The sequence below is a fragment of the Nitrospira sp. genome (assembly GCA_029194675.1).
Classification (GTDB): Bacteria; Nitrospirota; Nitrospiria; order Nitrospirales; family Nitrospiraceae; genus Nitrospira_D.
In genome coordinates this window covers 578,686-602,063 of sequence record JARFXP010000003.1, presented here as the reverse complement: position 1 = coordinate 602,063, position 23,378 = coordinate 578,686, and the positions used below count along the sequence as shown (strand labels likewise).

20 protein-coding genes are annotated in these 23,378 nt (G+C 56.0%); 15 read left to right on the top strand and 5 right to left on the bottom strand.

What is annotated here, in order from left to right; translation table 11 throughout:
* Window positions 1–4: 4 nt before the first annotated feature.
* The 3 genes from P0120_17770 to P0120_17760 form a co-directional block, all read right to left on the bottom strand.
* On the bottom strand, window positions 5–1,960 hold the full coding sequence (locus P0120_17770) for a hypothetical protein (GenBank protein ID MDF0676160.1): 1,956 nt from the start codon (window positions 1,958–1,960) through the stop codon (window positions 5–7).
* On the bottom strand, window positions 1,957–2,940 hold the full coding sequence (locus P0120_17765; GenBank protein ID MDF0676159.1) for a TIR domain-containing protein: 984 nt from the start codon (window positions 2,938–2,940) through the stop codon (window positions 1,957–1,959). Before P0120_17765 ends, P0120_17770 begins: the two co-directional genes overlap by 4 nt.
* 113 nt (window positions 2,941–3,053) lie before the next feature.
* Window positions 3,054–3,791, bottom strand: a complete 738-nt coding sequence (locus P0120_17760; protein ID MDF0676158.1) for a lipid-binding SYLF domain-containing protein — start codon at window positions 3,789–3,791, stop codon at window positions 3,054–3,056.
* Between the two features lie 163 nt (window positions 3,792–3,954).
* On the opposite strand from P0120_17760, the gene ettA reads away from it, so the two are divergent.
* From ettA to P0120_17745, 3 genes are read left to right on the top strand one after another with little or no spacing between them, the layout of a single operon-like run.
* Complete coding sequence (ettA, locus tag P0120_17755) at window positions 3,955–5,637, top strand: energy-dependent translational throttle protein EttA (GenBank protein MDF0676157.1); 1,683 nt, start codon at window positions 3,955–3,957, stop codon at window positions 5,635–5,637.
* A gap of 10 nt (window positions 5,638–5,647) precedes the next feature.
* Window positions 5,648–6,535 (top strand): SDR family oxidoreductase, encoded by an 888-nt coding sequence (locus tag P0120_17750; protein MDF0676156.1) that lies wholly within the window; start codon window positions 5,648–5,650, stop codon window positions 6,533–6,535.
* A gap of 14 nt (window positions 6,536–6,549) precedes the next feature.
* A complete protein-coding gene (locus tag P0120_17745) occupies window positions 6,550–7,383 on the top strand; it encodes a DUF1295 domain-containing protein (GenBank protein MDF0676155.1) in 834 nt (277 codons plus the stop codon).
* A gap of 27 nt (window positions 7,384–7,410) precedes the next feature.
* On the opposite strand, the gene P0120_17740 is transcribed toward P0120_17745, so the two are convergent.
* Window positions 7,411–7,632, bottom strand: coding sequence for a hypothetical protein (locus P0120_17740; protein MDF0676154.1), 222 nt, complete (start codon window positions 7,630–7,632; stop codon window positions 7,411–7,413).
* A 593-nt stretch (window positions 7,633–8,225) separates the two neighbouring features.
* On the opposite strand from P0120_17740, the gene hpnR reads away from it, so the two are divergent.
* The 6 genes from hpnR to P0120_17710 all read left to right on the top strand — a co-directional run bounded on the left by hpnR (window position 8,226) and on the right by P0120_17710 (window position 15,157).
* The gene (gene hpnR, locus P0120_17735) at window positions 8,226–9,776 is read left to right on the top strand and encodes a hopanoid C-3 methylase HpnR (GenBank protein MDF0676153.1); all 1,551 of its coding nucleotides are present in this window, start codon (window positions 8,226–8,228) and stop codon (window positions 9,774–9,776) included.
* Window positions 9,777–10,611: 835 nt separating this feature from the next.
* Window positions 10,612–11,706 (top strand): toll/interleukin-1 receptor domain-containing protein, encoded by a 1,095-nt coding sequence (locus P0120_17730; protein MDF0676152.1) that lies wholly within the window; start codon window positions 10,612–10,614, stop codon window positions 11,704–11,706.
* 97 nt (window positions 11,707–11,803) lie between these two features.
* Window positions 11,804–12,340, top strand: coding sequence for a hypothetical protein (locus P0120_17725; protein MDF0676151.1), 537 nt, complete (start codon window positions 11,804–11,806; stop codon window positions 12,338–12,340).
* Window positions 12,341–12,389: 49 nt separating this feature from the next.
* Window positions 12,390–13,466 carry a TIR domain-containing protein gene (locus P0120_17720; GenBank protein MDF0676150.1) on the top strand — a complete coding sequence of 359 codons (1,077 nt, stop codon included), beginning with the start codon at window positions 12,390–12,392 and terminating at the stop codon, window positions 13,464–13,466.
* Between the two features lie 292 nt (window positions 13,467–13,758).
* Window positions 13,759–14,436 (top strand): hypothetical protein, encoded by a 678-nt coding sequence (locus tag P0120_17715; protein MDF0676149.1) that lies wholly within the window; start codon window positions 13,759–13,761, stop codon window positions 14,434–14,436.
* 253 nt (window positions 14,437–14,689) lie between these two features.
* Entirely contained in the window at window positions 14,690–15,157 is a 468-nt protein-coding gene (locus tag P0120_17710) for a cupin domain-containing protein (protein ID MDF0676148.1), read from the top strand.
* A 161-nt stretch (window positions 15,158–15,318) separates the two neighbouring features.
* On the opposite strand, the gene P0120_17705 is transcribed toward P0120_17710, so the two are convergent.
* Entirely contained in the window at window positions 15,319–15,549 is a 231-nt protein-coding gene (locus tag P0120_17705; protein MDF0676147.1) for a hypothetical protein, read from the bottom strand.
* Between the two features lie 495 nt (window positions 15,550–16,044).
* Here P0120_17705 and P0120_17700 point away from each other — a divergent pair, with 495 nt between their 5' ends.
* The 6 genes from P0120_17700 to msrA all read left to right on the top strand — a co-directional run bounded on the left by P0120_17700 (window position 16,045) and on the right by msrA (window position 22,754).
* Window positions 16,045–17,502 carry a TldD/PmbA family protein gene (locus P0120_17700; GenBank protein MDF0676146.1) on the top strand — a complete coding sequence of 486 codons (1,458 nt, stop codon included), beginning with the start codon at window positions 16,045–16,047 and terminating at the stop codon, window positions 17,500–17,502.
* Complete coding sequence (locus tag P0120_17695; GenBank protein MDF0676145.1) at window positions 17,499–18,839, top strand: TldD/PmbA family protein; 1,341 nt, start codon at window positions 17,499–17,501, stop codon at window positions 18,837–18,839. Before P0120_17700 ends, P0120_17695 begins: the two co-directional genes overlap by 4 nt.
* Before the next feature lie 124 nt (window positions 18,840–18,963).
* The gene (locus tag P0120_17690) at window positions 18,964–19,623 is read left to right on the top strand and encodes a hypothetical protein (protein MDF0676144.1); all 660 of its coding nucleotides are present in this window, start codon (window positions 18,964–18,966) and stop codon (window positions 19,621–19,623) included.
* A 162-nt stretch (window positions 19,624–19,785) separates the two neighbouring features.
* Window positions 19,786–21,423, top strand: a complete 1,638-nt coding sequence (locus P0120_17685; protein MDF0676143.1) for a hypothetical protein — start codon at window positions 19,786–19,788, stop codon at window positions 21,421–21,423.
* 31 nt (window positions 21,424–21,454) lie between these two features.
* Window positions 21,455–21,997: a hypothetical protein gene (locus P0120_17680; protein MDF0676142.1), complete on the top strand. Its 543-nt coding sequence runs from the start codon at window positions 21,455–21,457 to the stop codon at window positions 21,995–21,997.
* Between the two features lie 136 nt (window positions 21,998–22,133).
* Entirely contained in the window at window positions 22,134–22,754 is a 621-nt protein-coding gene (gene msrA, locus P0120_17675; GenBank protein ID MDF0676141.1) for a peptide-methionine (S)-S-oxide reductase MsrA, read from the top strand.
* The last annotated feature ends 624 nt before the right edge of the window (window positions 22,755–23,378 follow it).

The following is a 23,378-nucleotide window of genomic DNA, read 5'->3' as shown; positions in this document are numbered from 1 at the left end:
GGCTTCAAGGTTTAAAGCTGGCTTGCACGCGATCCAGGGCGGCCAAGAGCGCGGCGCGATCCTTGGATTGTACAATCGCGAACAGGTCCATGAGCCAAGTGCGGTATCGAGCAAAGGCCTGTTCGGTCTGGACAAAGTGTGTCGTTCCATCAAAACTCCAATCGGCATGAAAACTCTCGGGTTGCGTTGAAACCAACGCGTGCAGGTCTTGGAGTTTCTGGGGAACGGTGTTGGCCTTCTTCAGGGCGAGGGCCGTGACAATATCCACGATGCGAAGCCCAACCGAAACATTGGGATCGAGGTCAGGCTTCTTCAGCAGCTCCGCAAGCCGACGTTCTGCTTCTCCATAGTGTCCCGTCGTCAGGTGCGCTTCCGCAAAATTGGCCTGACCAGACAAGTCATTCGGATGACGTTTCAGCCACTGCTCCGTGACCTCAAAAGCCGATGTGTAGTCAAAAAGCCTCTCGTGATAGACGAAGTGGGCTGACTGATAGGCCTCTTCATAATCAGGGTAAAGCATGAGCACATTGCGATAGGACTCGGCGGCGGTTGGCCAGTCTTCAAGCAACAGCGCGGCTTTTGCCAAATTGTTATGAGTTTGCGCCCAGCCTTCCGGTAAGTATTTCCTGGTGCGAATCTCGAGGGCCGCGCGATAGGCGGCGACGGCCTGGGCGAGCAACTGGCGCCCTTCCTCGCCGCCGGTGCGGATGCCCTGCTCGCTGAGCGTGTTCCCCAGATTGTTTTGCACGCCGGCCCATGCTTGTGGAAACTCGTGCCTCGTATATATAGTCAGCGATTCCTGGTACGCCGCGAGGGCAGCCCTTCGATAGTGATGAATTGGAGCACCTTCGGAACGAATGGCGATTTCGTTGTTTGCATTTCCAATCAGTATCTGCATATCGGCCCACAGCGTGGGGAGCTCGTCCTTTTCTACATACTGCAACCCTTCCTGATATGCTCTTAATGCCTTGGTAAATTCGTAGTTGACGTAGTACGTATCGCCCGCCAGCCGGAAATCGCCCACGACTTCTTCGATCAGCTGCACGAGCTTGCGTTTCGCTTGTTCCAGCTCAGATAGCGTCTGAGTCCGTTGGGTCAGCACAATCCTGGTATCCCCCCGGGACTGTTCGACGAGCAAAGAGAGTTTGATGCCGGTTGAGAACGACCGTGGCTGACTCACATGAAAAGTCGGTGAGATAGTGGTAGACCGAGAGCTTTCGGGAACTCGATCGTCACTTCGTTGGCCTCTCAGAGTTGCCTTGGATAATTCTTTGACCTTCTCCCTCTGCTCTCTTAGCTCTGTATTCCCTTTTTCCCTTGCCTTGTCCTCCTGGCAAAGTTCCATTGCTTTACCGCGGTCATTTCGATAGACAGCCGCTAAGCATTGCCAGCGCGGATCGTCTTGTGCTTCGTACTGCCGAATTCTGTGTTCTACTTTGACTCGCACCTCCGCATAATCGATACCGTGATCAGATGCGTATTCCTGCACGAGCTTGGTAGGATCAATCTCTTCTGATTTAGCGCCGGATTGTACCTGTGCCGTCATGTTCTTGAGCAAATTCTTCAGCAGTTCATCGATTTGCTCGTCGGATAAGAACTCGAAAGAGTTTACTGGTAAGAGGAAGAGGTCCTTGATCAGAGCTTTGGGAAGATCAAATTCGCCACCTCTCGGCTGATCTATCCCCCAGCCTCTCTTTTTGACATGGAGCCGGATTGTTTGTCCGAACTGGAAGACATCCGGCACAACAACGCGATACTCACCGTCTGAGCCGGTGGTATAGACATTTCCTACACCAACAATCCATACGGCGGCGCCGGCAACGAGTCTCGTACCTGAGCCGCTTTCTTTTTGGAAGATTTGACCAGTGAGCCGCCGCTGCTCAAATTGCTTGGCCGAAACTCTATTGGGATCTACCATCGGGTAAAGCATAATGAGAAATAAGAGGAGGGCGCGCATCATTTGCATGCTCCAGACTTGCTCAGCGGGGGGCGTAAACCGGTATTGCCAAGCGTGGCCTCGTAAGTCTCAACCTCGTAGCAATCCTTTCGGAGCGTAAACTTGATTGGCGTTTCCCTTGCCGCGCGGACTTTGTCGAAACGAAAGACGCCGTTCTGATCGGTCGTGGTTTCTCGAGCAAAGCCGAGCAAGGAGACCTGGACATCGGCCAGTGGTTCAAGGTTCGGCGTATCGGCGTCCACTACTTGTCCCGCGAGATCTTGATCCAGCATCCGATTTTGGCCGTCTCCTCCAGTGCGCTCGGTATTCGGGAAGATGTGGATGCCGAGCTTGCCAGGAAAATCAACGGCTAGGGATAAAGCTGTCAACGCCCCTACGATGAGCATTATCCAGACCTGCCATTTCTCGATGAGTGGTTTGGTTTTCTCTGGCGCCCTTGGAGTCGAAGGCTCACTGTGAATGTGGATATCGCCACCGGCCTGGTACACGTTCCCCTGAACCGTCCATTGTTGCTGGGCAAAGATGGACTTAGCCTGGGCCAGTACGGTTGTTTCGTCTGTCGCGGCGATGTCACTCAGCTTGCGAATGACCGGTTCCCGTCTTTGCACATCGGCAAGCGGCGCGCCTCGCACGGACTGGATGAGTCCAGTCGCATCATTGAGACGATACCCATGGAATGTCCGGAGAGATGAAGCAAGCGGTGTATCGTCTAGCAGGCAGGGCACGATGATTTTCCTGAGCGCGATGGCGGTATTCCACTCCAGCTCGACGAAGTGCGAGGCGGCAGAATGCTTCGACCACGCCAGGAGAAACACGTCCTGATCGGCAATGGCTTCACCCAGCACCTTCGGCCATTTCTGCCCGCCGTAAATCTTCTCCTGATCACGCCAGATGGAAATCTCAGGATGGTCCTTGAGTTGTGCTTCAAGCTGCTCGATGAGCGGGAAGTCGGTGCGTGAGTAGCTGAGAAAGACACTGGGCATGACAGGTCTGTGTCGGGTGAAAGCCAGTAACTTCGGATACGTACGGTACCCGAAACTTCATACGTAGACAAGGGAATGGGGGGAAAGAATGGCCGCTTGAGAGGAACGGTTGATTACGGTCTGTGAGTCTGTTCAGTCTTCTGGTCCATTGAAGATTTTCCCGTCGCTGCACGAGCCAGCGCGGCTCGCAGGATGGATGACTGAGGATTGGTCACGGTTTGTTTCACGAGGATATCGATCGGCCTGACGTCCTGGCCATAATAGTCCCGATTCCATTCGTCTCTGGTGGCAATGACGGCTCCTTCCAACGAGATCCCACCGAATAACCCCTTGGCTCTGGCAAACGAGAGGAGATCGGCGCTGAGGTTCATGGCTGTCGCGCCCTCGATGCCGGCGCCGACCGGCCCAACGGCAACGGACACGTCACCGCCGAGCTTGAAGGTGCTGGAGAGCATCGATTCAACTCCCCGCTGCGACATGGCGAGCAGGACCACTTCCGAAGCCTGGGCCCCGAATTGAAACCCAAAACTGCCCGCCCCCATTGTGTAGAAGGCCGGCTCACTCCATTCCCCGGTCTTTTCATCCTTCACAAGGAAGACGCCGCTTCCCCCCGCAGCGCCGAAGAAGAAGGCTCCTTTGAGCAGTTGGGGTACGATAAAAATGCCCTTCGCCTCCTTGATGTGGTCACGAAACCACCCCATGTTTGAGTCTGCGAGGAAGCTGCGCAACGTCATCCTGGACTGATCCACAATGTTCTCTTGTTCGACGTCCGACGCAGAAAGCAGCGGCGCCGGTATGACTGACAAGACGAGGAACAACACGAAAAGCTTTACCCATCGAACGATCGTCATGGCACATCCTCGGTTCGAGCTGGAGTCTATTCTATGATTCTCTTCTCTCCGAGAGTCTGATGCAAGTGACCGCTGTTCGTCGGTGCCCTCGGTTGTGATAGATAAAGGTGTCTGGTATGGTGCCCTATTACGATTATTCTGACGAAGGAGGGCGGCAGGGCTCATGGCAACGAACGATAAGCAGGTCATTTTTTCACTCGTCAATGTCGGAAAGGTCTATCCCCCGAAGAAGCAGGTGCTGCGGGAGATCTATCTGGGCTTCTACTACGGCGCAAAGATCGGTGTGCTGGGTTTGAATGGCTCGGGCAAAAGTTCGCTGCTCAAGATCATCGCAGGCGTCGATCCGAACTATACGGGCGAGATCACACGATCCAAAGGCTACACGGTCGGTCTGCTTGAACAAGAGCCCCAGCTCGATGCGAACAAAACGGTCAAGGAAGTGATCGAGGAAGGGAAGGCCGACTTGGTGGCGCTGCTGCACGAGTACGAGGCGGTCAGCAACAAGATCGGCGAGGTTGGGCCTGATGAGATGGAAAAGCTGCTCGACAAGCAGGCGCAGCTGCAAGAGAAGATCGAAGCGGCCAATGGATGGGAACTGGAGAACCAACTCGACATCGCGATGGATGCGCTGCGCTGTCCGCCCGCCGATCAAAAGGTCGGGACCCTGTCAGGTGGTGAGAAACGACGGGTCGCGCTCTGCCGCCTGATGATCCAAGAGCCGGATATTCTTTTGCTCGACGAGCCGACGAACCACCTCGATGCCGAATCGGTTCAGTGGCTTGAACAGCATCTTCAACAGTACAAGGGCACGGTCATTGCCGTGACCCACGACCGGTACTTTCTGGACAATGTCGCAGGCTGGATTTTGGAGCTGGACCGAGGCCACGGGATTCCGTTCCAAGGCAATTACAGCTCTTGGTTGGAGCAAAAGAAGGACCGATTGGAAAAAGAGGAGAAGGCCGAGTCGAAGCGGAAGAAGACGCTGGAACATGAATTGGAATGGATCAGGATGTCGCCGAAGGCCAGGCAGTCGAAGGGCAAGGCGCGCTTGAACCGCTATGAAGAACTGGTCAATCAGAAGCAGGACCAAGTGGCGGAGGATCTGGAAATCTACATTCCACCGGGGCCGCGCCTGGGCGATGTGGTGGTCGAGGCCAACGGTATCAGCAAAGCCTTCGGTGACAATGTGCTCTATGAAAGCGTGAACTTCAGTCTGCCGAAGGGTGGCATCGTCGGTGTGATCGGCCCCAACGGCGCCGGCAAGACGACCATGTTCAAGATGATCATCGGCAAGGAAAAGCCGGACGCCGGGGCGATCAAGGTGGGCGAGACCGTCAAGCTTGGCTATGTCGATCAGGATCGGAGCCTCGACGGCAACAAGAGCGTGTACGAGATCATTTCGGACGGGCAGGACACCATCAAACTGGGCAAAACCGAAGTGAATGCGCGCGGCTACTGTGCCCGGTTCAACTTTGCCGGGACCGATCAGCAGAAAAAGGTGAAGGATCTCTCGGGCGGTGAGCGTAATCGTGTGCACCTGGCTCGCATGCTGAAAGAAGGCGCGAATCTGATCATCCTCGACGAGCCGACGAACGATCTCGACGTGAATACTTTGCGGGCTCTCGAAGAGGGGCTTGAGAACTTTGCCGGCTGTGCCGTGATCAGCAGTCACGACCGTTGGTTTCTCGATCGGATCGCCACGCACATCCTCGCTTTTGAAGGCGACAGCAAGGTGGTCTGGTTCGAAGGGAACTACAGCGAGTACGAAGCGGATCGAAAGAAGCGTTTGGGCAAGGAAGCAGATCAGCCGCATCGGATTCGGTACCGCAAATTGACGCGGCACTAGGCCATCTGTCATGGCACCTCGCGTCATCGTCACCGGAGCGGCGGGATTGATCGGGCAATATGTTGTGAAGTCCGCCTCTCGATGGGCGCCGGGCTGGCAGGTTCACGGCCTCACCCGCGCTGATCTCGATCTTACCGATTCCGTCGCTGTCGAGCGAACCTGGCAATCCATCCAGCCCGATATCGTCATTCATTGTGCCGCATTAAGCCGTACAAAGGATTGCGAGCAAGATCCTCAGCTGGCGTATCGTGTCAATGTGGAAGCTACGACCCATCTGGCCCGTCTGTGCAAAGACATCTCCTTCATCTTCTTGTCGAGCGGCGAAGTCTTCGATGGCAAGCGCGGCTGGTATCGGGAAGAAGACGCCCCGAACCCGATCAATTTCTACGGCAAGACGAAGTGTGAAGCGGAACAGCTTGTACTGCAGAATCCTCGTCACACGATCGTTCGAATCGTCCTCACGGCGGGAACCTCACAGAACGGCGACCGGAGTTTCGTTGAAGACATGTGTCGCGCGGCTAAGAGTGGTAAGCCCGTGACGCTCTATGGCGATGAATTTCGCTGTCCGTTGCCGGCAGGAGCCATTGCGCGTGCGATCTGGGAGTTAACCGGTAAGGACCTACCGGGCCTGTATCACCTCGGCGGTCGAGAACGGTTGTCGCGCTGGGAGATTGGCCAGGCGTTGCTTCCATGGTATCCGGAGCTACAAGGCCGGCTGGCGGAAGGGTCCGCTCGCTCTCATACAGGCGCGTCGCGACCTGCCGATCTTTCGCTGAACTGTGAAAAAATCCAGACGCACCTGTCGTTTCCCTTACCTGGTTTTCGGAGTTGGTTGAAGGATCGGGTGCATCGAGGTACCGATGTGTGGGACTATGAGCCAGTCTGTCCTGAGGCATAGAGGCATAAAAGATAATGGAATCAGAGAACGGGATATTTGCATCGGATCCGTTGCCGCTTGTCCTGGCGGCGTATCTATTCATGACGGTGGTCATGGGGGCATTGTGGGCCGTCCAGCGGAAGACCAGGAACGCCTCGATTGGAGATGTCGGATGGTGCTTTGGACTTATTCTCGTCGTGCTGTGGTATGCCACACAAGCAAGCGGCGGTTTCGCGCGAGTCCTTCTGCCCGTGATGCTGGTGACGCTCTATGCGGGACGTCTGGGTCTCCACATTCTTTTCAATCGCGTGATCGGCAAGGAAGAGGATGCCCGGTATCGCCGCCTGCGGGAGGAATGGGGCGAGTCGGAATCGGCCAAAATGCTTGCGTACTTTCTCCTGCAAGCGCTGGCCGTGGCCGTCTTTTCGCTCCCGTTTCTGGCGCTGATGTGGAATCCCCGACCTCCCTCCGCATTGGTTGAGTTGATTGGTTTGATGATCTGGGGGGTGGCCGTGGCCGGTGAAGCAAGGGCGGACCGCCAACTCGCGCATTTCCGCGCCGATCCAAGAAATCAGGGCCGCGTTTGCCGAGGAGGCCTGTGGGCCTACTCCCGCCACCCGAATTATTTTTTCGAATGGCTGCACTGGTGCTCGTACGTTGTGATGACGTTGGGAGCACCAGGCTGGCTGTTTACCTGGATCGGGCCGATCGGGATGGGGGTGGCGCTGCTCAAGCTGACGGGTATTCCACGGACAGAGGCGCAAGCTCTATCAAGCCGGGGAGAGGAGTATAAAGCCTATCAGGCGACGACCAATGCGTTTTTCCCGTGGTTTCCTCGACGAACGCGGGATCTGCCCACCGGTTCTTGAGGCAAAATTGCCGTTGTAACGGCGTTGCTATTTCCTGCTGTCTAGATCGGCAAGCCGTGCTCGAGCGATCTCGGCCACTTTGGTGGATGGGTAGACGTTCACCAGTTCTTGGTAGAGCTGCTTGGCATGAGGGAGATTACCCTGATTTTCTTCGAAGGCGGCCGTCTCAAACAGCTCCTTAGCCTTCTGGTCGGAGCAGCCGAGCAGCATCAAACAAAGGGCACAGAGTACGAGTCGTGCAGTTATCATAATGATCCTTTCCTGGCATCTTTCCGTCGTGGTCCTGTTGTGTTCGCGTGAGTAGCCCCTGATCCAAGAGAATCGATCCCGTAGCGTGGGGCAGAAATCCCTTCGCTTCGACATTGTGGGCAGCGGCTTGGTCGCGTCAATCTTGTGCGGTCGCGGAACATAAATCCACAATCCAAGCAGATGGACGGTTCAAGGATAAACCGTCGTGAACGGTCATGAGCCACCGTTTTTACCACATGAGCTAAGTGCTCCTCCACCTGTCGTTCCGGAATACCGAGCATTGAAGCCAGTTGATCGGTCGTCATCCTGGCGTCTGTCAGAAGATCGATGATGCGCTGACGCGAAGTCCGTTCGGGAGGCAACATGGCATTATGGTAAACATGCGATCGAGCAAATGCCAGATGTCCTGATCGGGTCAATCTTCCATAGCCTTGCGCCAAGCTAAAGGGTTGCACCAGAAGCGCCATTCTGTCAGAATCCGTTTCCGCGTCGATTGTCACATCACGATTAACCAGGCTGGCCGAGTCAGTCCTTCGTACTCCGAATCGGTTCTCTTCCGGCCCAGCGTGCTATAGACGAGGAGGTTTGGAGCAATGAAGTTCCTCGCAGTCCATCCCGGTCCGCTCATGTATACCAAGATTTATCTTCGCCTGGAGCCTCTTGGACTTGAGATGGTGGCTCAGGCGTGCCGCCAAGCGGGACACGATGTCCGTTTGATCGACTTGCAGGCTGATACGTGGAAAGACTACGAGGCGCTTATCCGGACCTGGAAGCCCGACGCAGTCGCATTCGGCTGTAATTACCTGGCGAATGTTCCGGAGATCGTGGATTTGGCGAAGCTGACGAAGCAAGAACTGCCGAACTCATTCGTCTTTGTCGGGGGCCATAGCGCCTCGTTCGTGGCGAAAGAGTTTTTGGAGCACGGCAACGGCGCCATCGATTGCGTGCTCAAGGGCGAAGGTGAAGCCGCAGCCCCCAAACTGTTGGAAGCAGTGGAGCATGACCGCAACGCCATCACGAAAGTGCCGGGAGTCCTGACGCACGACGGGGAGGGCCCGCCGGCGCAGTTCATCGAAAATCTTGACGATGTCCGTCCGGCGCGTGATTTGCTCAGAAACCGGCACAAATACTTCATTGGGGTGTTGGATCCCTGCGCCTCGATCGAGTTTGCGCGGGGTTGCCCCTGGGATTGCTCGTTCTGCAGCGCATGGACATTCTACGGTCGCAGCTACCGAACGGTCAGCACGGAAAAAGCTGTGGAGGAGCTGGAGCAGGTTCAAGAACCGGGCATCTTCCTGGTGGATGACGTGGCCTTCATCCAATCCAAACAGGGCATGGAGATCGGTGAAGCGGTGGCTCGGCGGGGGATCAAGAAACAATATTACATGGAAACCCGCGGTGACGTCCTGTTGCGCAATAAAGAGGTCTTCAAATTGTGGAAGACCCTCGGGCTGCAATACATGTTCTTGGGCGTGGAAGCCATCGATGAAGAAGGCCTCAAGATGCACCGGAAGCGCATCTCGCTGGGGAGGAACTTCGAGGCACTGGAATTTGCCCGCTCCCTCGGCATCACCGTGGCCATCAATTTGATTGCCGACCCGGACTGGGACCGCAAGCGGTTTGAAGTGATCCGGCAATGGTGTTTGGAAATTCCAGAGATCGTGAACATCAGCGTCAATACCCCGTATCCCGGCACCGAAAGCTGGCACACCGAATCGCGCAAGTTTCACACGAGGGATTATCGCCTCTTCGACATCCAACATGCCGTGATGCCGACGAAGATGCCGCTACCGGAGTTTTACGAGGAGCTGGTCAAGACGCAGCAGGTGCTCAACAAGAAACACCTTGGCTGGACCGCGCTCAAGGGGACGGCCAAGATTGCGGCAGGGCATCTCATGCGGGGGCAAACGAATTTCATCAAGATGCTCTGGAAGTTCAACAGCGTCTACAACCCGAAACTCCAAATCGCCGATCACCAACGTCCGGTGTCGTACGAGATGGCGCTCCCGCCGCCACATCATGAAAATAAAACCATCGATTCGAAACTGCTCTATATTCTTCCTCCGAAGGGGCGTCGCAGCCGTGCGCTCGACGAATCCAGCGAGCAGTTTGTGGAAGCCACCCGCACAGGGACCAGCATTTAGGAGGATATGGAAAAGTTCACGAAGGGCTGGTCTACGGCGATGCCGGAATCCTCGTCGATGAGTCCCGTATCGGCAACCTGGTGTGATCTCGGTTGATGGTGGGCGATTGACTATCTATACTGACTATCTATGATGAGGCCTCCATAGATCCTGCTAAGGAAGTAGGTTGAAGTCGTGGCATCCAGAAGCTATACGGCGATCGTAGAGAAAGAAGGGACGGGATATGTCGCGCTCTGCCCTGAACTCGACGTAGCCAGCCAAGGGGACACAGTTGAATCCGCTACCGCGAATTTGAAAGAAGCGGTTGAGCAGTTTCTAGAATCTGCCGACCCTGCCGAAGTAGAACGCCGGCTTCACATCAGGTCTTTGTCACCCGCTTTGAAGCGGTGCATCGGTAAGCTCCGTATCCTTTCCGGCCCTCGCAGCGCTTTCGAGTCCTGATTCACACCCGATACACAACGGCCCGCTAATCCCGCGCGCTGTGTTCAAAAGAAGTTCTCACGGCCCGTCGTTTCGTTGGCTTGCCACCTATGGGGATTTCCTATTCCCCTAATAGCGTGGCTCAGCACGAAACAATCGAAGACTGGCGGGTGTCCGCAGTTCGCTGAACGGGATGTGACCTTCTTCAAGAACAGGTGTTATGCCGATCCGCATAAGAACCTGTAATGAATAGTCTCGCGGCCGTAACTCATTGAAACGGCAATGGTTATGGCTTATTGTTCCTGAACCGTAGCGGTGTGTTATACGGAAAGCAATGAGCAGATCCGGTTCTTATACGGATCGGTCTAAACATAGTTGGGCAGACCAAACCTTCCTCGCCGAAAACGCATTGCACATGGCATTGTTTATTTCCCATTCCGATGAAGAGGAGCCACTAGCAGCCGCGCTATCTGCGACGCTTAAGCTCGCGTTTGGGGATTCCTTTCAGGTATTCGTAGCCAAACACCGCGTTCCCCTTGGAGCAGATTGGCTAGAGAAGATTCGGGAGGCACTTGAAAACGCTCAAGCAATCCTTGTTCTCCTCTCGGCGCGCTCTGTCGGTCGGCCCTGGGTAAACATCGAGGCTGGCTACGGAGTCATGGCACGTAAGAAAGTAATCCCACTCTGTCACTCTGGCTTCTCGAAAGCGCAGCTTCCTCATATCTACGAGTCTAAACAGAGCGTCGACCTGGCGGATAGGCAAGACGTAGAGCGTCTCCTGTCGGAAATTCAGACACTGTCCTCCACGCCTCTGCGTGCAGATTGCAAGAAACTCGCTAACGAATTGCGTACAATGATCGCCGCTGCCCGACTGCGCGTTCCGAGCTCACTTGCTGAGACGGACGATAGACCGTGCGTTTGGTTGATCGGAACCAATAGCGGCCTGGAGAACAAACAAGCCGCGTTCAACCGAAGATTTATGGCCCTACTCGCTCACGCGATGACTGGAGCCCGCTTGCAGTGTGTCTTCGGCCGGAGTGAGCTGCTGGACGACTTTGCAGGTTCACTCTTAGCCGAGCAAGCTCAGGAACTTTCCACGGACGCAGATATCGTCGAATCCGCAGCAGAGGCCGCAGCTACCTATCGCGACGATGGTTCCATCAGACCGAATCCTGTCATCGTTCTCGGCTCGTTGCGAACCTTCCGGGGACCACGCGCTCTGTTTCTCGAATCGATCGGACGAGTACCGGACGTCACGGTGCTGGTGGGGGGTAAGCAGGATGGTCGTGCACGCCAAGAGGCTGAATTCGCTCAACGCGCTGGTATTCCTTTGCTGCCCGTTGCCTTCACGGGCGGGTACGCTCAAAGTGCTGCGTGTACGCTTGACGACGCTTTCAAACCCGAAGCCGACCGCCTCCGGCACGATCGAAAAGACTATGCCCGCGTTCCTGCTGCCCTGTGCGATTTGATCGTCCGACAAACGGCCATTGTCCGAGCTCGGCAATCCTAGTAAGTGTTGGGGCTGCCCAACTTTGTGTTGAACGCCAACGAAACCCTCGCTCCGCTCGGGCTTTCGCGGGTTAACACTGCTACGTTGGACTGCATAAATGAAACCTGAGCCGCACCTGATTGCAGACCAAATTTACGATATGGTGGATGCATGGCATATTGCGACGACTCTGGATCATGCAACAGACTTCAAGAAACGCTTTCCGTTCTTGGCTAATGACATGGTGTATACCTATCGTCTTTCCTACTGCGCATTGCTGTGCAAGCTTACCGACCCGGCAGTGCAGAATGGACACAAGAATCTGGGCTTCGATTCGGAGATCGATGCAATGAAGAAAGGTCTCAGAAAATCTCAGGCTCAAGAATTATTATCGAAGATCAGAACGATGAGCGCGCAGTATCGTACTGTACGGAACAAGATTGGATCTCACTCAAGTCGGCAGGTTATGAGGTCACGCCGAGCTATCGCTACCCCAACGATCAGGAGGACGGAGCAGATCAATGAAATGCTCGTTAAGCTATATGAGTTGGTGTTCAAAGCCGTATTTCCATCACCTCCTGTCCAGACTCCCAATGACCTCTCTGCTCTGCTGTCAGCAGTGCAGTCCAACACGGCGGTGCAGCGGACGCGCTAACGCGCGCCACGGACCTCGAAGGTAAGCTTCAATGAAGAGGTTGGTTGTGATGAAGGTGTTTCCGAGTTGGTCGGGCGAGCGGAGTCTTCAAGTCGCTGTGGGCTTGCGTGACTGGCTCGGGCACTGGTTTAAAGACCTGGATTGCTGGGTTTCGGAAAAGGATATTCATGCAGGCGAACGATGGGCAGAAGTTTTGGCAAGCCAGCTCCACGCTACGGATTTCGCGATTCTATGCATTGCTGAAGAAACGCTCGAGAAGCCTTGGATTCTCTTCGAGGCGGGCGCGATATCGAAGGCAGTGGGGAAAACCTCTCGCGTCATTCCCTATTTGCTGTTCGGCCTAGGCCACGACGAGTTGCCAGAGCCACTTCGGCAATTTCAGTCAGTCAGTGCCGATCGCGAAGGCAGCTTCAAGTTAATACAAAGCGTAAACGACGTACGTTCGGACAAGCAAAATGACGACCTTCTGAAGGAAACTTTTGTGGAGAGATGGCCTGACCTCGATGCCGTCCTTACCCGTGCTGGCGATACTGCAGTTGAGCCATGGCGTAGCCTTTTCGTGTCCGAATTTCCGCGGAACGACTACGATCAGCATCTCGCGAACGCAAAAGAGGTCTGGTTAGTGGGTGTCTCACTTGAGAACACACTCAGATCCAACACAGATGCGTGGAAAGATAGGCTCAGAAATCAGGTTAAGCTGAGAGTATTGCTCGCTGACCCAGATCCGTCGGTCATCGAACACGCCGTTCTTCGCAAATCTAGTCGTGAGGTGATCGACAGCGGTCTCATGTTGAAGAGCGCTGAGATCAAAGCGAGCGTTGACTCGCTTCGCGAGATTCGCGAGGTTCTTGGAGGAAAAGGACAGGCGGGCACCCAGCATAAGGAGCAACTGCAGATACGCACAACACGATATCCACTCGCTTACGGCGCGCACGCGATGGATCCTAACGAGTCGTGTGGGGTTTTGTACATCAAATTTTATCCCTACCAGATTCAGAACGAACAGAAGCCGAAGCTGGTTCTCCGGGCCAATCGTGATAGAGAGTACAAATGGTTTCTCCGGGAACTGGACAACCTCTTCTCGAAGGCCGGAGAGGAAATCGATCTTGACAAGTTTTCTGCCTAACAACGCCATGCAGGGGACGCACCACAAGCGGCGCGGTGCCTCGGCTAACAACAGGCTCGACCCGACGGACGAGGCGCCCCCGGGTCAGCCTGAGCGTTAGGCTACTGCTCCGAAAACCCGATGTTGACTATGACAATGTTCCTGAGCATCAGAAAAGCAGAACCATCGGCGCGCAAGAACGTGAACCCCTTAGTGATATGTCTGAGGATGTGGCGGGCCAGTCTGGTTCCGTCAAACCCATGCGGCATTGAGAACGCATAACGATGCAGAACATCAACCTGAAGGTGGGGCCGTGGACGTTGAAGTGAAGGTACTGATTTCCGACGAGCATTGGGCGAAGATCAAGGAGCGCATTCCAGAGAACATCGACGACAAGAAGCGGGAAGTCTGGTTCTTCGAGACACCGGAGTTGTCGCTCAAACAGCAGGAGGTTGTGCTCCGTGCCCGTGTGAACCGGAAGAAGAAGAAGGCAGAATCGACCGCCAAGTGGCGGCGCTGGGTTTCCCCCTTCGTTCCCGTGCGCGATGCATGGGAGCAACTGCCAGGTTTCAAGGCCGAGGTTGATGCAAGTCTCAGCGACGGTGTGCCGGCGTGGTCAGTCACGGAGGAGCACCTTGAGGAGAATCTCTTCCGGGCCGTGGTGGCGGAAGAGAAGCGGGCCCTAGAGTTCTTCAACAAGCACCAGCAGCTATTGGTTGAGTCCGCGTGGCCACTGCTCCCGTGGGACAAGCTCAGCGCTTGGGGCCCAATCGCGTCCGTCAAGTGGGAGGTACCCGAGGGCGTCGCGATCGAACGCTGGACGGTGGGCGAGGAGAGCGTCATCGAGGTCTCGAAGCGCGGACAATACCAGGACGTCGTCCTTAGGGAGATCCGCCAGTGGCTGAGGGCGGACGGTATTGAAGAGGAGGCGTTGGAAGGTGGCAAAACCGCATGGGCACTCGCGCGCCTCGTACGCTCGGCGCCCAATTGAACTGCGTGTCACGGGCGCCAGTGGCCCGATTTCAGTCATGGGTGACTGGTCGACTATCGCGCGCCCGTGGTCCATGGAAAGCTGGTCCATATAAATTCAGGGCGAAATGATGCGCGCGACCTAACAAGACGGTCAACCGGAGCGGCGGGGCGGAGCGTTTTCATAAATCAAAGGTTTGTGGCTGCCGCCCGGTTACCTTGGTCATTAGGTGGTAAAGGAAGTAATCGCCATCTTTGTAGGAGGCAGTGAAATCATGAGCGTTCAACCCTTTGTCTTGAGACCAGATCAGCATGAGCCTGCGTTGAATGTGGTCGGAACACAGGTGACTGTGTTGGCGTCCAACGCGGCGACGCAAAGCTACGGGATCACCTTACAGCAGGCCCAGGAAGGAACAGGTCCACCGCCGCATAGCCACGATTGGGACAAAGCGTTCTACGCCCTGAAAGGCGAAGTTCACTTCCTATTCGAGGGGAAAGCCTACAACTGCAACGTTGGGACTCTCGTTCACGTTCCCGGAGGAACTGTGCATGGCTTTCGCTACGGAAGTGGTGGTGGTCGGTTGCTCGAGATTACGGGGGCCGGCGCGCTCGCGGCTCAGATGTTCACGGCCATCGACAGGGAGATTCCATCCGGACCGCCGGATATTCCAAAGCTACTTATGGGGTCACTGTTGCGGTGTGACCTTGAGGCGCCTCGACTCGCTGAGATGTTTCACCGCTGAGGCCAAGAGGCTGAACTCATCGCTACAGTCTCCTGGCTCTATTCCGTTTATGCGATCTCGATACGCTCTCCGTTTTCCTCGTCACCATTGTCGTATCTCTTCGAAGGAAGACACGACTTCATTACGCTTAGTTGGCTCGCCTGGTTCTCCTACCTTGGTCCTTATTTACGGTACGGGTCCGGATGGCGTAAGCCTTGTCCATTGGCTCGCTTGGTTCTCCCGCTCTGGTCCTCGACGTTCGATGATCCCTGCTGGCCGGCGGCGCTGATCATACCCGATTGATTGCCCTCGCCGCTGTGGACTATCTCATCTCCTTTCAGGTGCACGCGCTGACATGCAGTCAACAAGAATACCAACAAGACCGACACCAGCATGATATGTTGAACCTTCATTGCAGTCCCTCCCTACTACAGTGATTATGATGCTTCGAAACTTTCTGTCAGCCCTCTTCCTCTCGATTAGACGATCACGGCTTTCTTCGTTGATGCGAACATCGTCGACTCGTCAGGATTCGGCCCTTCGGCTCTGACAGCGGGCCAAGGGCCTTGTCGCCCTGGCGATTCTACCAAAATAACGATACCCGTAGTACGCACGGTATCCGCATGCATAGGGATATCCGTAGCCATAATATGAGCCATACCCATTGTTCATATGATCCCAATCCCAAACCGAGATCCCAATTAGGGTCAGGCCTTGTTCTATGTATATCGCTAAGCCAGGCTGCCCATCGAATCCTCTGGTGCGTTCTATCACGTTACTGAGGCTGAATTCATCACCAGTGTCCATCGACAGCAATGCTGGTCCCGTTCATTCGATCCGATATGCTCACCGTTTTGCTCACCACCTGTTATACTGACCCATTCTTCGTACACCTGAGAATCGATTGCATGAGCACTCCAGCTTGGGACGAATTCGCCGAGCTTGCGCTGAAACGCATTGCGTCTTCAGGCGCCGAGTATGGCGATATCCGCGTTCAGGACAGTAGCACGGAACACATCCAAGGTGAGGATCGTCGAATCGCTTCGATTCGGGATACTCGGGATATTGGCTTCGGTGTGCGCGTACTCTATCACGGAGCCTGGGGGTTCGCGGCGAGTTCGGTTTTGTCGCTTGAAGAGGTTCCCCGGGTGGCGGACCTCGCCATCGAGATTGCCAAAAGTTCCGCCTCGGTGGCCATCGAGCGAGTACGCTTAGCGCCGGAGCCGGTCCATCGGGATCGCGTCGTCACGCCGTATCGCCTCGATCCATTCAGCGTGCCGTTGGAGAAGAAGACCGACTTGTTGCTCAACACCATGGAAGTGTTGCACTTGCAGTCTGGTATCGCGAGGAGCAGCGCCAGCCTGTGGGCGCGTCGGGACAGAAAGTTGTTTGTTTCCAGTGAGGGAACACACCTGGAGTTCGATCTGTTGGCCGGGCAAGGCGAGTGCACGGCGACTGCTCTGCACGGCGGCCAGTTTGCATCGCGCAGCTTCAATACTCCCCATCTCAGGAAAGGCTATGAACTGATTGAAGAAGCCGACTTCCTACGGGAGGCTTCACGTGTTGCCGATCAGGCGGTCGAAAAGGTCAAGGCGCCGGCGGTCGACGCCGGCCAGTACGATCTGGTGCTCGACCCGGAGCATCTGTCCTTGACCATCCATGAATCCTGCGGCCATCCGAGTGAACTCGACCGTGCGCTCGGGTACGAGGCCAATTATGCCGGTACCAGCTTCTTGACGATGGAGAAGCGCGGCAACTTTCGCTATGGCTCACGACATGTGAACTTAGTCGCCGATAACACCGAACCGGAAACGCTGGCCGCGACCGGCTACGATGACGATGGAGTGATGTGCCAGCAATGGGACATCGTTCGCCACGGAATCTTCGTCGGTTACTGTACAAACCGGGAAGTGGCACCGAAAATAGGCGAGTCTCGTTCATGCGGCTCGAATCGGGCCGACGGATGGGCGAATATTCCGATCGTGCGGATTGCCAATATCGGACTTGAGCCCGGCGAGGCTACGCGTGATCAGCTCATTGCCGACGTGAAACGCGGCATCTATATCGAAGGCCATGGATCCTACAGCATTGATCAACGCCGCTACAACTTTCAGTTCGGCGGTGACGCCTTCTGGCTGATTGAAAACGGCAGGCGAACGCATATGTTGCGTGACGTCATCTACCATGGGATCACGCCGGAATTCTGGAACAGCTGCGACGGAGTGTCTGACCGCTCTTTTCGACAACGGTACGGATTCATCACCTGTGGGAAGGGGCAGCCGGGCCAGTCCGGTTGGATGACCCATGCCGCCTCTCCTGCGAGATTTCGCCAGATGCAGGTGATCCGCGGAGAAGGAAGCTCATGACCGTACTGAACGGCACCTGGCCGAAGATGACCAGCTCGGACGAGTTTCGTTTTCTGAGCGAGCTGGTCATGACCCGCTCATCCGCTGATCATACGATCGTCCGTCTTCGCGATCACCATGCGGGAACGACGAGATTCGCCAATAATCAAGTCATTCAAAATGTCGATGCGAGACGGGGCTCTCTGGCCGTGACGGTCGCCTTCGGGGGTCGACATGGGACCGCCGGCACGACTGATTTTACCGCCGGGGCGATTCAGGACACCTTGGCTCGTGCCGAACGGATTGCTCGGATCTCACCGGTTGATCCCGAATACCTTCCGCCTCCCGATCCGAGCTGGTTCCCTGTTCGAGAGACGGCGAAACCGGAAACCATGGCGGCAGGTCCGGCCAAAAGGCTGGAGTATGCCAATGAAGCGATCGGGCACTGCCGGATGGAGAACATCATGGCGGCCGGCGTCGTCTCGTCGTCGGCGACGGCAGTAGGGATTGCCGCCGACAACGGACTGTTCGGTTACGAACGTCGAGCAGACGCCCGGTTCAGCCTGACAGTCCAAGCCGGTGATGCCACCGGTTGGAGCGCGGCTGCTCATCGGTCGATCGATCACTTGAGGATTCAAGAGCGGACATTGGCGGCCATTGCCAAATCCAAGCGAGGTCGTGATGCGTACGAGCTCCCGCCGGGACGTTATCCCGTCATCCTTGAACCGGCTGCCGTGGCCGGCCTCTGGGCGTGGCTGATTTGGTCACTGGATGCCAAGTCTTACATGAAGGGGACAAGTCCTTTCGCCGGCAAGCTGGGACAAGCGATCGTGGACGAGCGGTTGACTCTCCGGAACCTTGCGGATCATGCCGACCTGCTTGGAGAGGGATTTACACATGAAGGTTTGCCCAGTACGGCTTCAGAGTGGATCGACCATGGAACCCTCAAACAACTGGCTTACGACCGCTTTACGGCGAAGGTCCATGGAGTGATAACCATTCCGACACTCGAGGCTCCCGCCTTGTCGGTCGAGGGGCCCCAGGCGCATTCGATTCAGGATCTGATCAAAGGTGCGGAACGCGCGATTCTGGTGACGAATTTCTGGTACATCCGCCCCGTGAATCCTCGTGATCTCACGCTGACCGGTATGACACGAGATGGGACATTCCTTGTCGAGAAGGGGGAAATCGTCTCAGCCGTAAGAAATTTCAGGTTTCATGAAAGTCCGCTCCAGGCATTTCGACACCTTACCGCTTGGACCGCGCCCATGGAGGCGGTCACTTCGGAAACCGGAAAGATGCTGGTTCCAGCCGTGGCCCTCCCGCAGTTTCATTTCTCGAGCGTGACGCGATTCTAGAATTCTCTAAGGACTCCGAACATATTTCGTCTCTTGCAGAACAAAAGGGTTGACTCCTGCATCCGTGAAGGAGTAGGTACATTGGTAACATCACACTAGGTCCGAATGGGAGAGGATCCGCCACATGGCCCCACGATTCAACAAAGAACCGATCAACCTCATTCATCGAATTCCATCGCAGAAGCAGATCGATGAAGCTCGTCCGGTGCCCGCTCCCTATGGCCAACTACTGCTCGATGCGGGAGCTGTTTGCTGGCGCAAGGTAGTTGAGCTCTTCGCGTACGTGACACGGTATGAGGACGAGGCTTCTTCGCGGATCCGTAAACCGCTTGCGCTACCAGACCGAACGATGGAACACACGGCGATCCGCCAAGATGACGTCCAGCGGAACGGAAATCGAGTTCAGGCAGCAGATCATCCACCGGAAGCAACGGTCACGATCTTGCAAAAGCCGGCCCAGGCACCAACTCTTGTTCAGTCGGAAGAGGTCGCTGAACTCCGGGCCTGTCTGGTCGGGCAACAGGATGAGATTGCTCGGCTTACTTCACACATTCAGGAGCTCACCTCCTTGGTCAGCTCTCAGCAACAGGTCCTCGTTCATCTCGGTGAAGAGCTGGAAGCCGGTACATTTTCGACGACCTCAACCGGCACGGCGGCCGCCTCCATCAAGCGAAGCCGTATCGGTCGGAAGAAACCGACTGAAATCGAGATGCCGAATCCTCCTGAGGAAGCTGAACATCGGTTTTCTCCTCAGACAAGTGAACGCTCGTCGCTCAATCTGTAAGCTGTGCCTGATCTGGTCAGGGTTGACCATCGGCTCCGGAAGCTTCTGAGCACTTCGCGAGTAAAAAAGAGCGAATCCAACTGACCCGCGCGACAGCGATCCCCTCAACAGGCACACCTGTCCTCTAGCCAGGCGTGGGGCACGTCTGCTAAAAAGCCGTCAATGAGCATCTTTCGCCTCTTATTGTGGGCTGTGTCGTGGCTCGGGCTGTTGGCGATTGATCTGGCGGCGGCAGCTGAACGCCAGGCCTCTCGGGTACCCCTTTTTGACGATCTCGGCACCCTTCATCATCCCATCACGACGAGCTCCACCGAAGCGCAACAATACTTTGATCAAGGCTTACGGCTCGTGTACGCCTTCAACCATGAAGAAGCTATCAGGGCCTTCGAGGAAGCCGCTCGTCTCGATCCCTCCGCAGCGATGGCCTATTGGGGTGTGGCACTCGCGTCGGGTCCGAACATCAACGCAGCGATGGATAAGGTAGCCGAACGACGAGCGTGGGATGCCGTACAAAAGGCTCGCGCTCATCGTGCCCAGGCGAGTCCAGCCGAGCAGGCCTATATCGATGCGATCGGCAAGCGATACAATGTCAACGCACATGCACGACCGGCTCTCGATAAAGCCTATGCGGATGCCATGCGTGTAGTCTGGCGGCAGTTTCCAAGCGATCCGGATGCCGGCGTGTTGTTCGCTGAGGCTTTGATGGACCTGCGCCCGTGGGATCTATGGACTGCAGCTGGTCGGCCAAAGCCCGGCACCGAGGAGCTCGTGTCCACATTGGAGTCGCTTCTGTCCCGCTTTCCGGATCATCCCGGAGCCTGCCACTACTACATCCATAGCGTGGAAGCTTCCCGGGCCCCGGACCGAGCCCTGGCCTGTGCCGAACGATTGCCCGGGCTCATGCCGGGTGCCGGTCACTTGGTCCATATGCCGGCCCACATCTACATGAGACTGGGTCGATACCATGAGGCAGCTGAACGGAATAGGCATGCCGTGGACGTGGATCGCAACTATTTGGCCGGCCGAAAGTTGACCGGCGACTATGCCGACGGTTACTACACCCACAATCTACATTTCCTTTGGGCTTCCCTAGCGATAGAGGGACGAAAAACTGAGGCCTTGAAGGTGGCGCGTCAACTGACGGGAACGATCACCGAAGCCGAAGCGCGGAGGGATAAATGGAAGGAATGGTACCTTCCCACTCCTTTGTGGTCCATGATCAGGTTCGGACAGTGGGACGAACTGCTGCGCGAACCGCCTTCTCCCAAGCCGCTACGCCTGCAACAGGGGATCTGGCGACTGGGAAGGGGAATGGCTCTCTCGGTGTCAGGTCGCTTGCCCGGGGCTGAGGGCGAGCACATGGTGCTGACAGGTATCGCTAACCGCTTCGGACCGGATCGGACTCCGGAGGAGAAAACCGAACGGGCTCTGCTCAAGATCGCGGAACGACTGTTGGCCGGTGAGCTCGCGATGCACCGCCATAGATACGATGAGGCCATCACCTCGTTCGCTGATGCCGTCAAGCTGGAGGACGAGCTCCCGTACAACGAACCTCCATTCTGGCCGATTCCGATTCGCCACTATCTCGGCGCCGTCTTGCTGAAGGCCGGTAAACCCGGCAAGACGGAAGCAGTCTACCGAGCGGACCTGGCGAAGAATCCACGCAACGGCTGGGCCCAGTTTGGACTCATGCAGAGCCTCCGTGCTCAGCAGAAAAGCCGTGAAGCGAACGACGTGGAAAAGGAATGGCAACAGGCATGGGAGCATGCAGAGGTGCACCTCACGGCCTCCCGGTTTTAAAAGGAGAGGAAACGGACCGTAGGAGGGAGTGATGCGATTCGTGGTTGGTGTGATGGGCCCGGCCAAGGCCTCGAAAAGGGATCTCGACAATGCTCGAGTCCTCGGAGAATTCATTGCACGGCGTGGCTGGGTCGTTTTGACCGGCGGTCGTGACGTGGGCGTCATGGACGCGGCTTGCGAAGGGGCCAAGCGGGTGGGCGGAAGTTTGACCATCGGCGTCTTGCCGACGGCCAAGGATAAGGTGTCTCGCCATGTGGATGTGCCGATCATCACGGAAATGGGCAGTGGCCGTAACAACATCAATGTCCTGACCAGCCATGTCGTGGTGGTGTGTGGATTGAGCGGATCGGGCACTGTGTCGGAGGTGGCTCTGGCGGTCAAAGCGGGCAAGCCGGTCATTCTGGTCGCAGCTTCCCCTGCCGACGTGGCTTTCTTTCGAAAACTGGACAAGCGATTGGTCCACACCGCAGTCTCGCCGGAAGCAGCCATTGAGCTGATCATGAAGCTCATGGATGGGCCGCAACGACGGGCGAAACGTGCAGAACAAGATCTGGACAGGTACCTTCCGGTCTGACGGGTGAGAGACTCACATGCCGGTCCGGCTCGCCTCGCTTCACATGAGTGGTACACAGGTCCACCTCTCAACGAGCCTCGTAGTAAGATGTAAGAATCGAGCCGCTCCGATGACTACCGGTAAGGAGGATACGAACATGGCGACTCTTCGACATCAGATACTCATGGCGGTCGGTCTCGTGACTTGTGCGGCTCTCACGGGCGGACTCTCAAGCGGAGTTCAGGGCGCATCGACTACCGCCAAGGCCTACTTTGCTGGAGGTTGCTTCTGGTGCATGGAAGAGGCCTTTGAAAAAGTGGATGGAGTCCTTGCGGTGGTGTCCGGTTACATGGGCGGAACCGTTGCCAATCCCACCTATGAACAGGTTTCGGCCGGACAAACGGGCCACGCGGAGTCCATCGAAGTGACGTATGATCCAACCAAGGTCACCTATCAGAAATTGTTGGATGCCTTTTGGCGCAATGTCGATCCCGTCACGCCGAACGCGCAATTCTGCGATCATGGCAATCAATATCGGTCGGTGGTGTTCTATACGACTGAGGAAGAAAGGCAGCTCTCGGAAGCCTCAAAGCGGGCAATTGAACAGTCCAAGCGGCTTCCTGCCCCGATCGTCACGCAGCTGGTCAAGGCCTCAACCTTCTACCCAGCCGAGGACTATCACCAGGATTACTACAAGGAAAACCCGCTCCGGTATAAGTATTACAAGTTCAGCTGCGGCCGATCTCAGCGGTTGGAAGCCTTGTGGGGGAAACCGTAAGAGTGATGACCACGCGCTGCTTGGTGTCTTGCTGAGCGAACCATAAGTCGCCGATTCCACATGTCGTCTTTTCTCACCTGCTGTCACCAGTCTCAAGTGACATTATCGTATGAGCCACTGTTGAGGCGCCCTGACCGACACCGAACCCCCTATTCGGCGTCAGTCCTTGTGCTGACCGCGTGCGACGTAATGCCGTCATCTGCCCTGCTCCTGGAACTTGGCTACAGCCTGTCCGACATCGGGCGTGTTGTCGGCTTGCGCTATTCGACAATCAGTCGTAAATGCCCAGAAATAAAATGATGCACAGTACAAGATCGTTATTTTCATTCACCGTTGTGGATCTCGAAGAAGCACAGTACGGTCCAGAGCCGCACCCTGACACCGGGCAAGTGGAGGCCTTCACGCGGTGCAAGGACAAGAACTGATCCCGATTATCCGCTCTCAATAAGTTGACAGTGCCCGGATGAAAGCTTTCTCACCTTGACATGGTGGAAGATAAAAGCGTAGACAGGGGATGCCTCGTCCTATTAATCGGACTCAGCGAAAAGAAGCTTGCAATGATACTCATCAGTTCATTGCTACAAGCGTCCGTTTTCGTTGGATCCATGCTACCGGTCTTCTCCT

Excerpts from the sequence above, each read along its gene's own strand:
- P0120_17770 (MDF0676160.1), bottom strand. The coding sequence starts at position 1,960 with ATGATGCGCGCCCTCCTCTTATTTCTCATTATGCTTTACCCGATGGTA.
- P0120_17690 (MDF0676144.1), top strand. The coding sequence starts at position 18,964 with ATGGCCCCACGATTCAACAAAGAACCGATCAACCTCATTCATCGAATT.
- P0120_17745 (MDF0676155.1), top strand. The coding sequence starts at position 6,550 with ATGGAATCAGAGAACGGGATATTTGCATCGGATCCGTTGCCGCTTGTC.
- P0120_17765 (MDF0676159.1), bottom strand. The coding sequence starts at position 2,940 with ATGCCCAGTGTCTTTCTCAGCTACTCACGCACCGACTTCCCGCTCATC.
- P0120_17695 (MDF0676145.1), top strand. The coding sequence starts at position 17,499 with ATGACCGTACTGAACGGCACCTGGCCGAAGATGACCAGCTCGGACGAG.
- P0120_17760 (MDF0676158.1), bottom strand. The coding sequence starts at position 3,791 with ATGACGATCGTTCGATGGGTAAAGCTTTTCGTGTTGTTCCTCGTCTTG.
- P0120_17700 (MDF0676146.1), top strand. The coding sequence starts at position 16,045 with ATGAGCACTCCAGCTTGGGACGAATTCGCCGAGCTTGCGCTGAAACGC.
- P0120_17685 (MDF0676143.1), top strand. The coding sequence starts at position 19,786 with ATGAGCATCTTTCGCCTCTTATTGTGGGCTGTGTCGTGGCTCGGGCTG.
- hpnR (MDF0676153.1), top strand. The coding sequence starts at position 8,226 with ATGAAGTTCCTCGCAGTCCATCCCGGTCCGCTCATGTATACCAAGATT.
- P0120_17680 (MDF0676142.1), top strand. The coding sequence starts at position 21,455 with ATGCGATTCGTGGTTGGTGTGATGGGCCCGGCCAAGGCCTCGAAAAGG.
- P0120_17720 (MDF0676150.1), top strand. The coding sequence starts at position 12,390 with ATGAAGGTGTTTCCGAGTTGGTCGGGCGAGCGGAGTCTTCAAGTCGCT.
- P0120_17710 (MDF0676148.1), top strand. The coding sequence starts at position 14,690 with ATGAGCGTTCAACCCTTTGTCTTGAGACCAGATCAGCATGAGCCTGCG.
- P0120_17750 (MDF0676156.1), top strand. The coding sequence starts at position 5,648 with ATGGCACCTCGCGTCATCGTCACCGGAGCGGCGGGATTGATCGGGCAA.
- ettA (MDF0676157.1), top strand. The coding sequence starts at position 3,955 with ATGGCAACGAACGATAAGCAGGTCATTTTTTCACTCGTCAATGTCGGA.
- P0120_17730 (MDF0676152.1), top strand. The coding sequence starts at position 10,612 with ATGGCATTGTTTATTTCCCATTCCGATGAAGAGGAGCCACTAGCAGCC.
- P0120_17705 (MDF0676147.1), bottom strand. The coding sequence starts at position 15,549 with ATGAAGGTTCAACATATCATGCTGGTGTCGGTCTTGTTGGTATTCTTG.
- P0120_17740 (MDF0676154.1), bottom strand. The coding sequence starts at position 7,632 with ATGATAACTGCACGACTCGTACTCTGTGCCCTTTGTTTGATGCTGCTC.
- P0120_17725 (MDF0676151.1), top strand. The coding sequence starts at position 11,804 with ATGAAACCTGAGCCGCACCTGATTGCAGACCAAATTTACGATATGGTG.
- msrA (MDF0676141.1), top strand. The coding sequence starts at position 22,134 with ATGGCGACTCTTCGACATCAGATACTCATGGCGGTCGGTCTCGTGACT.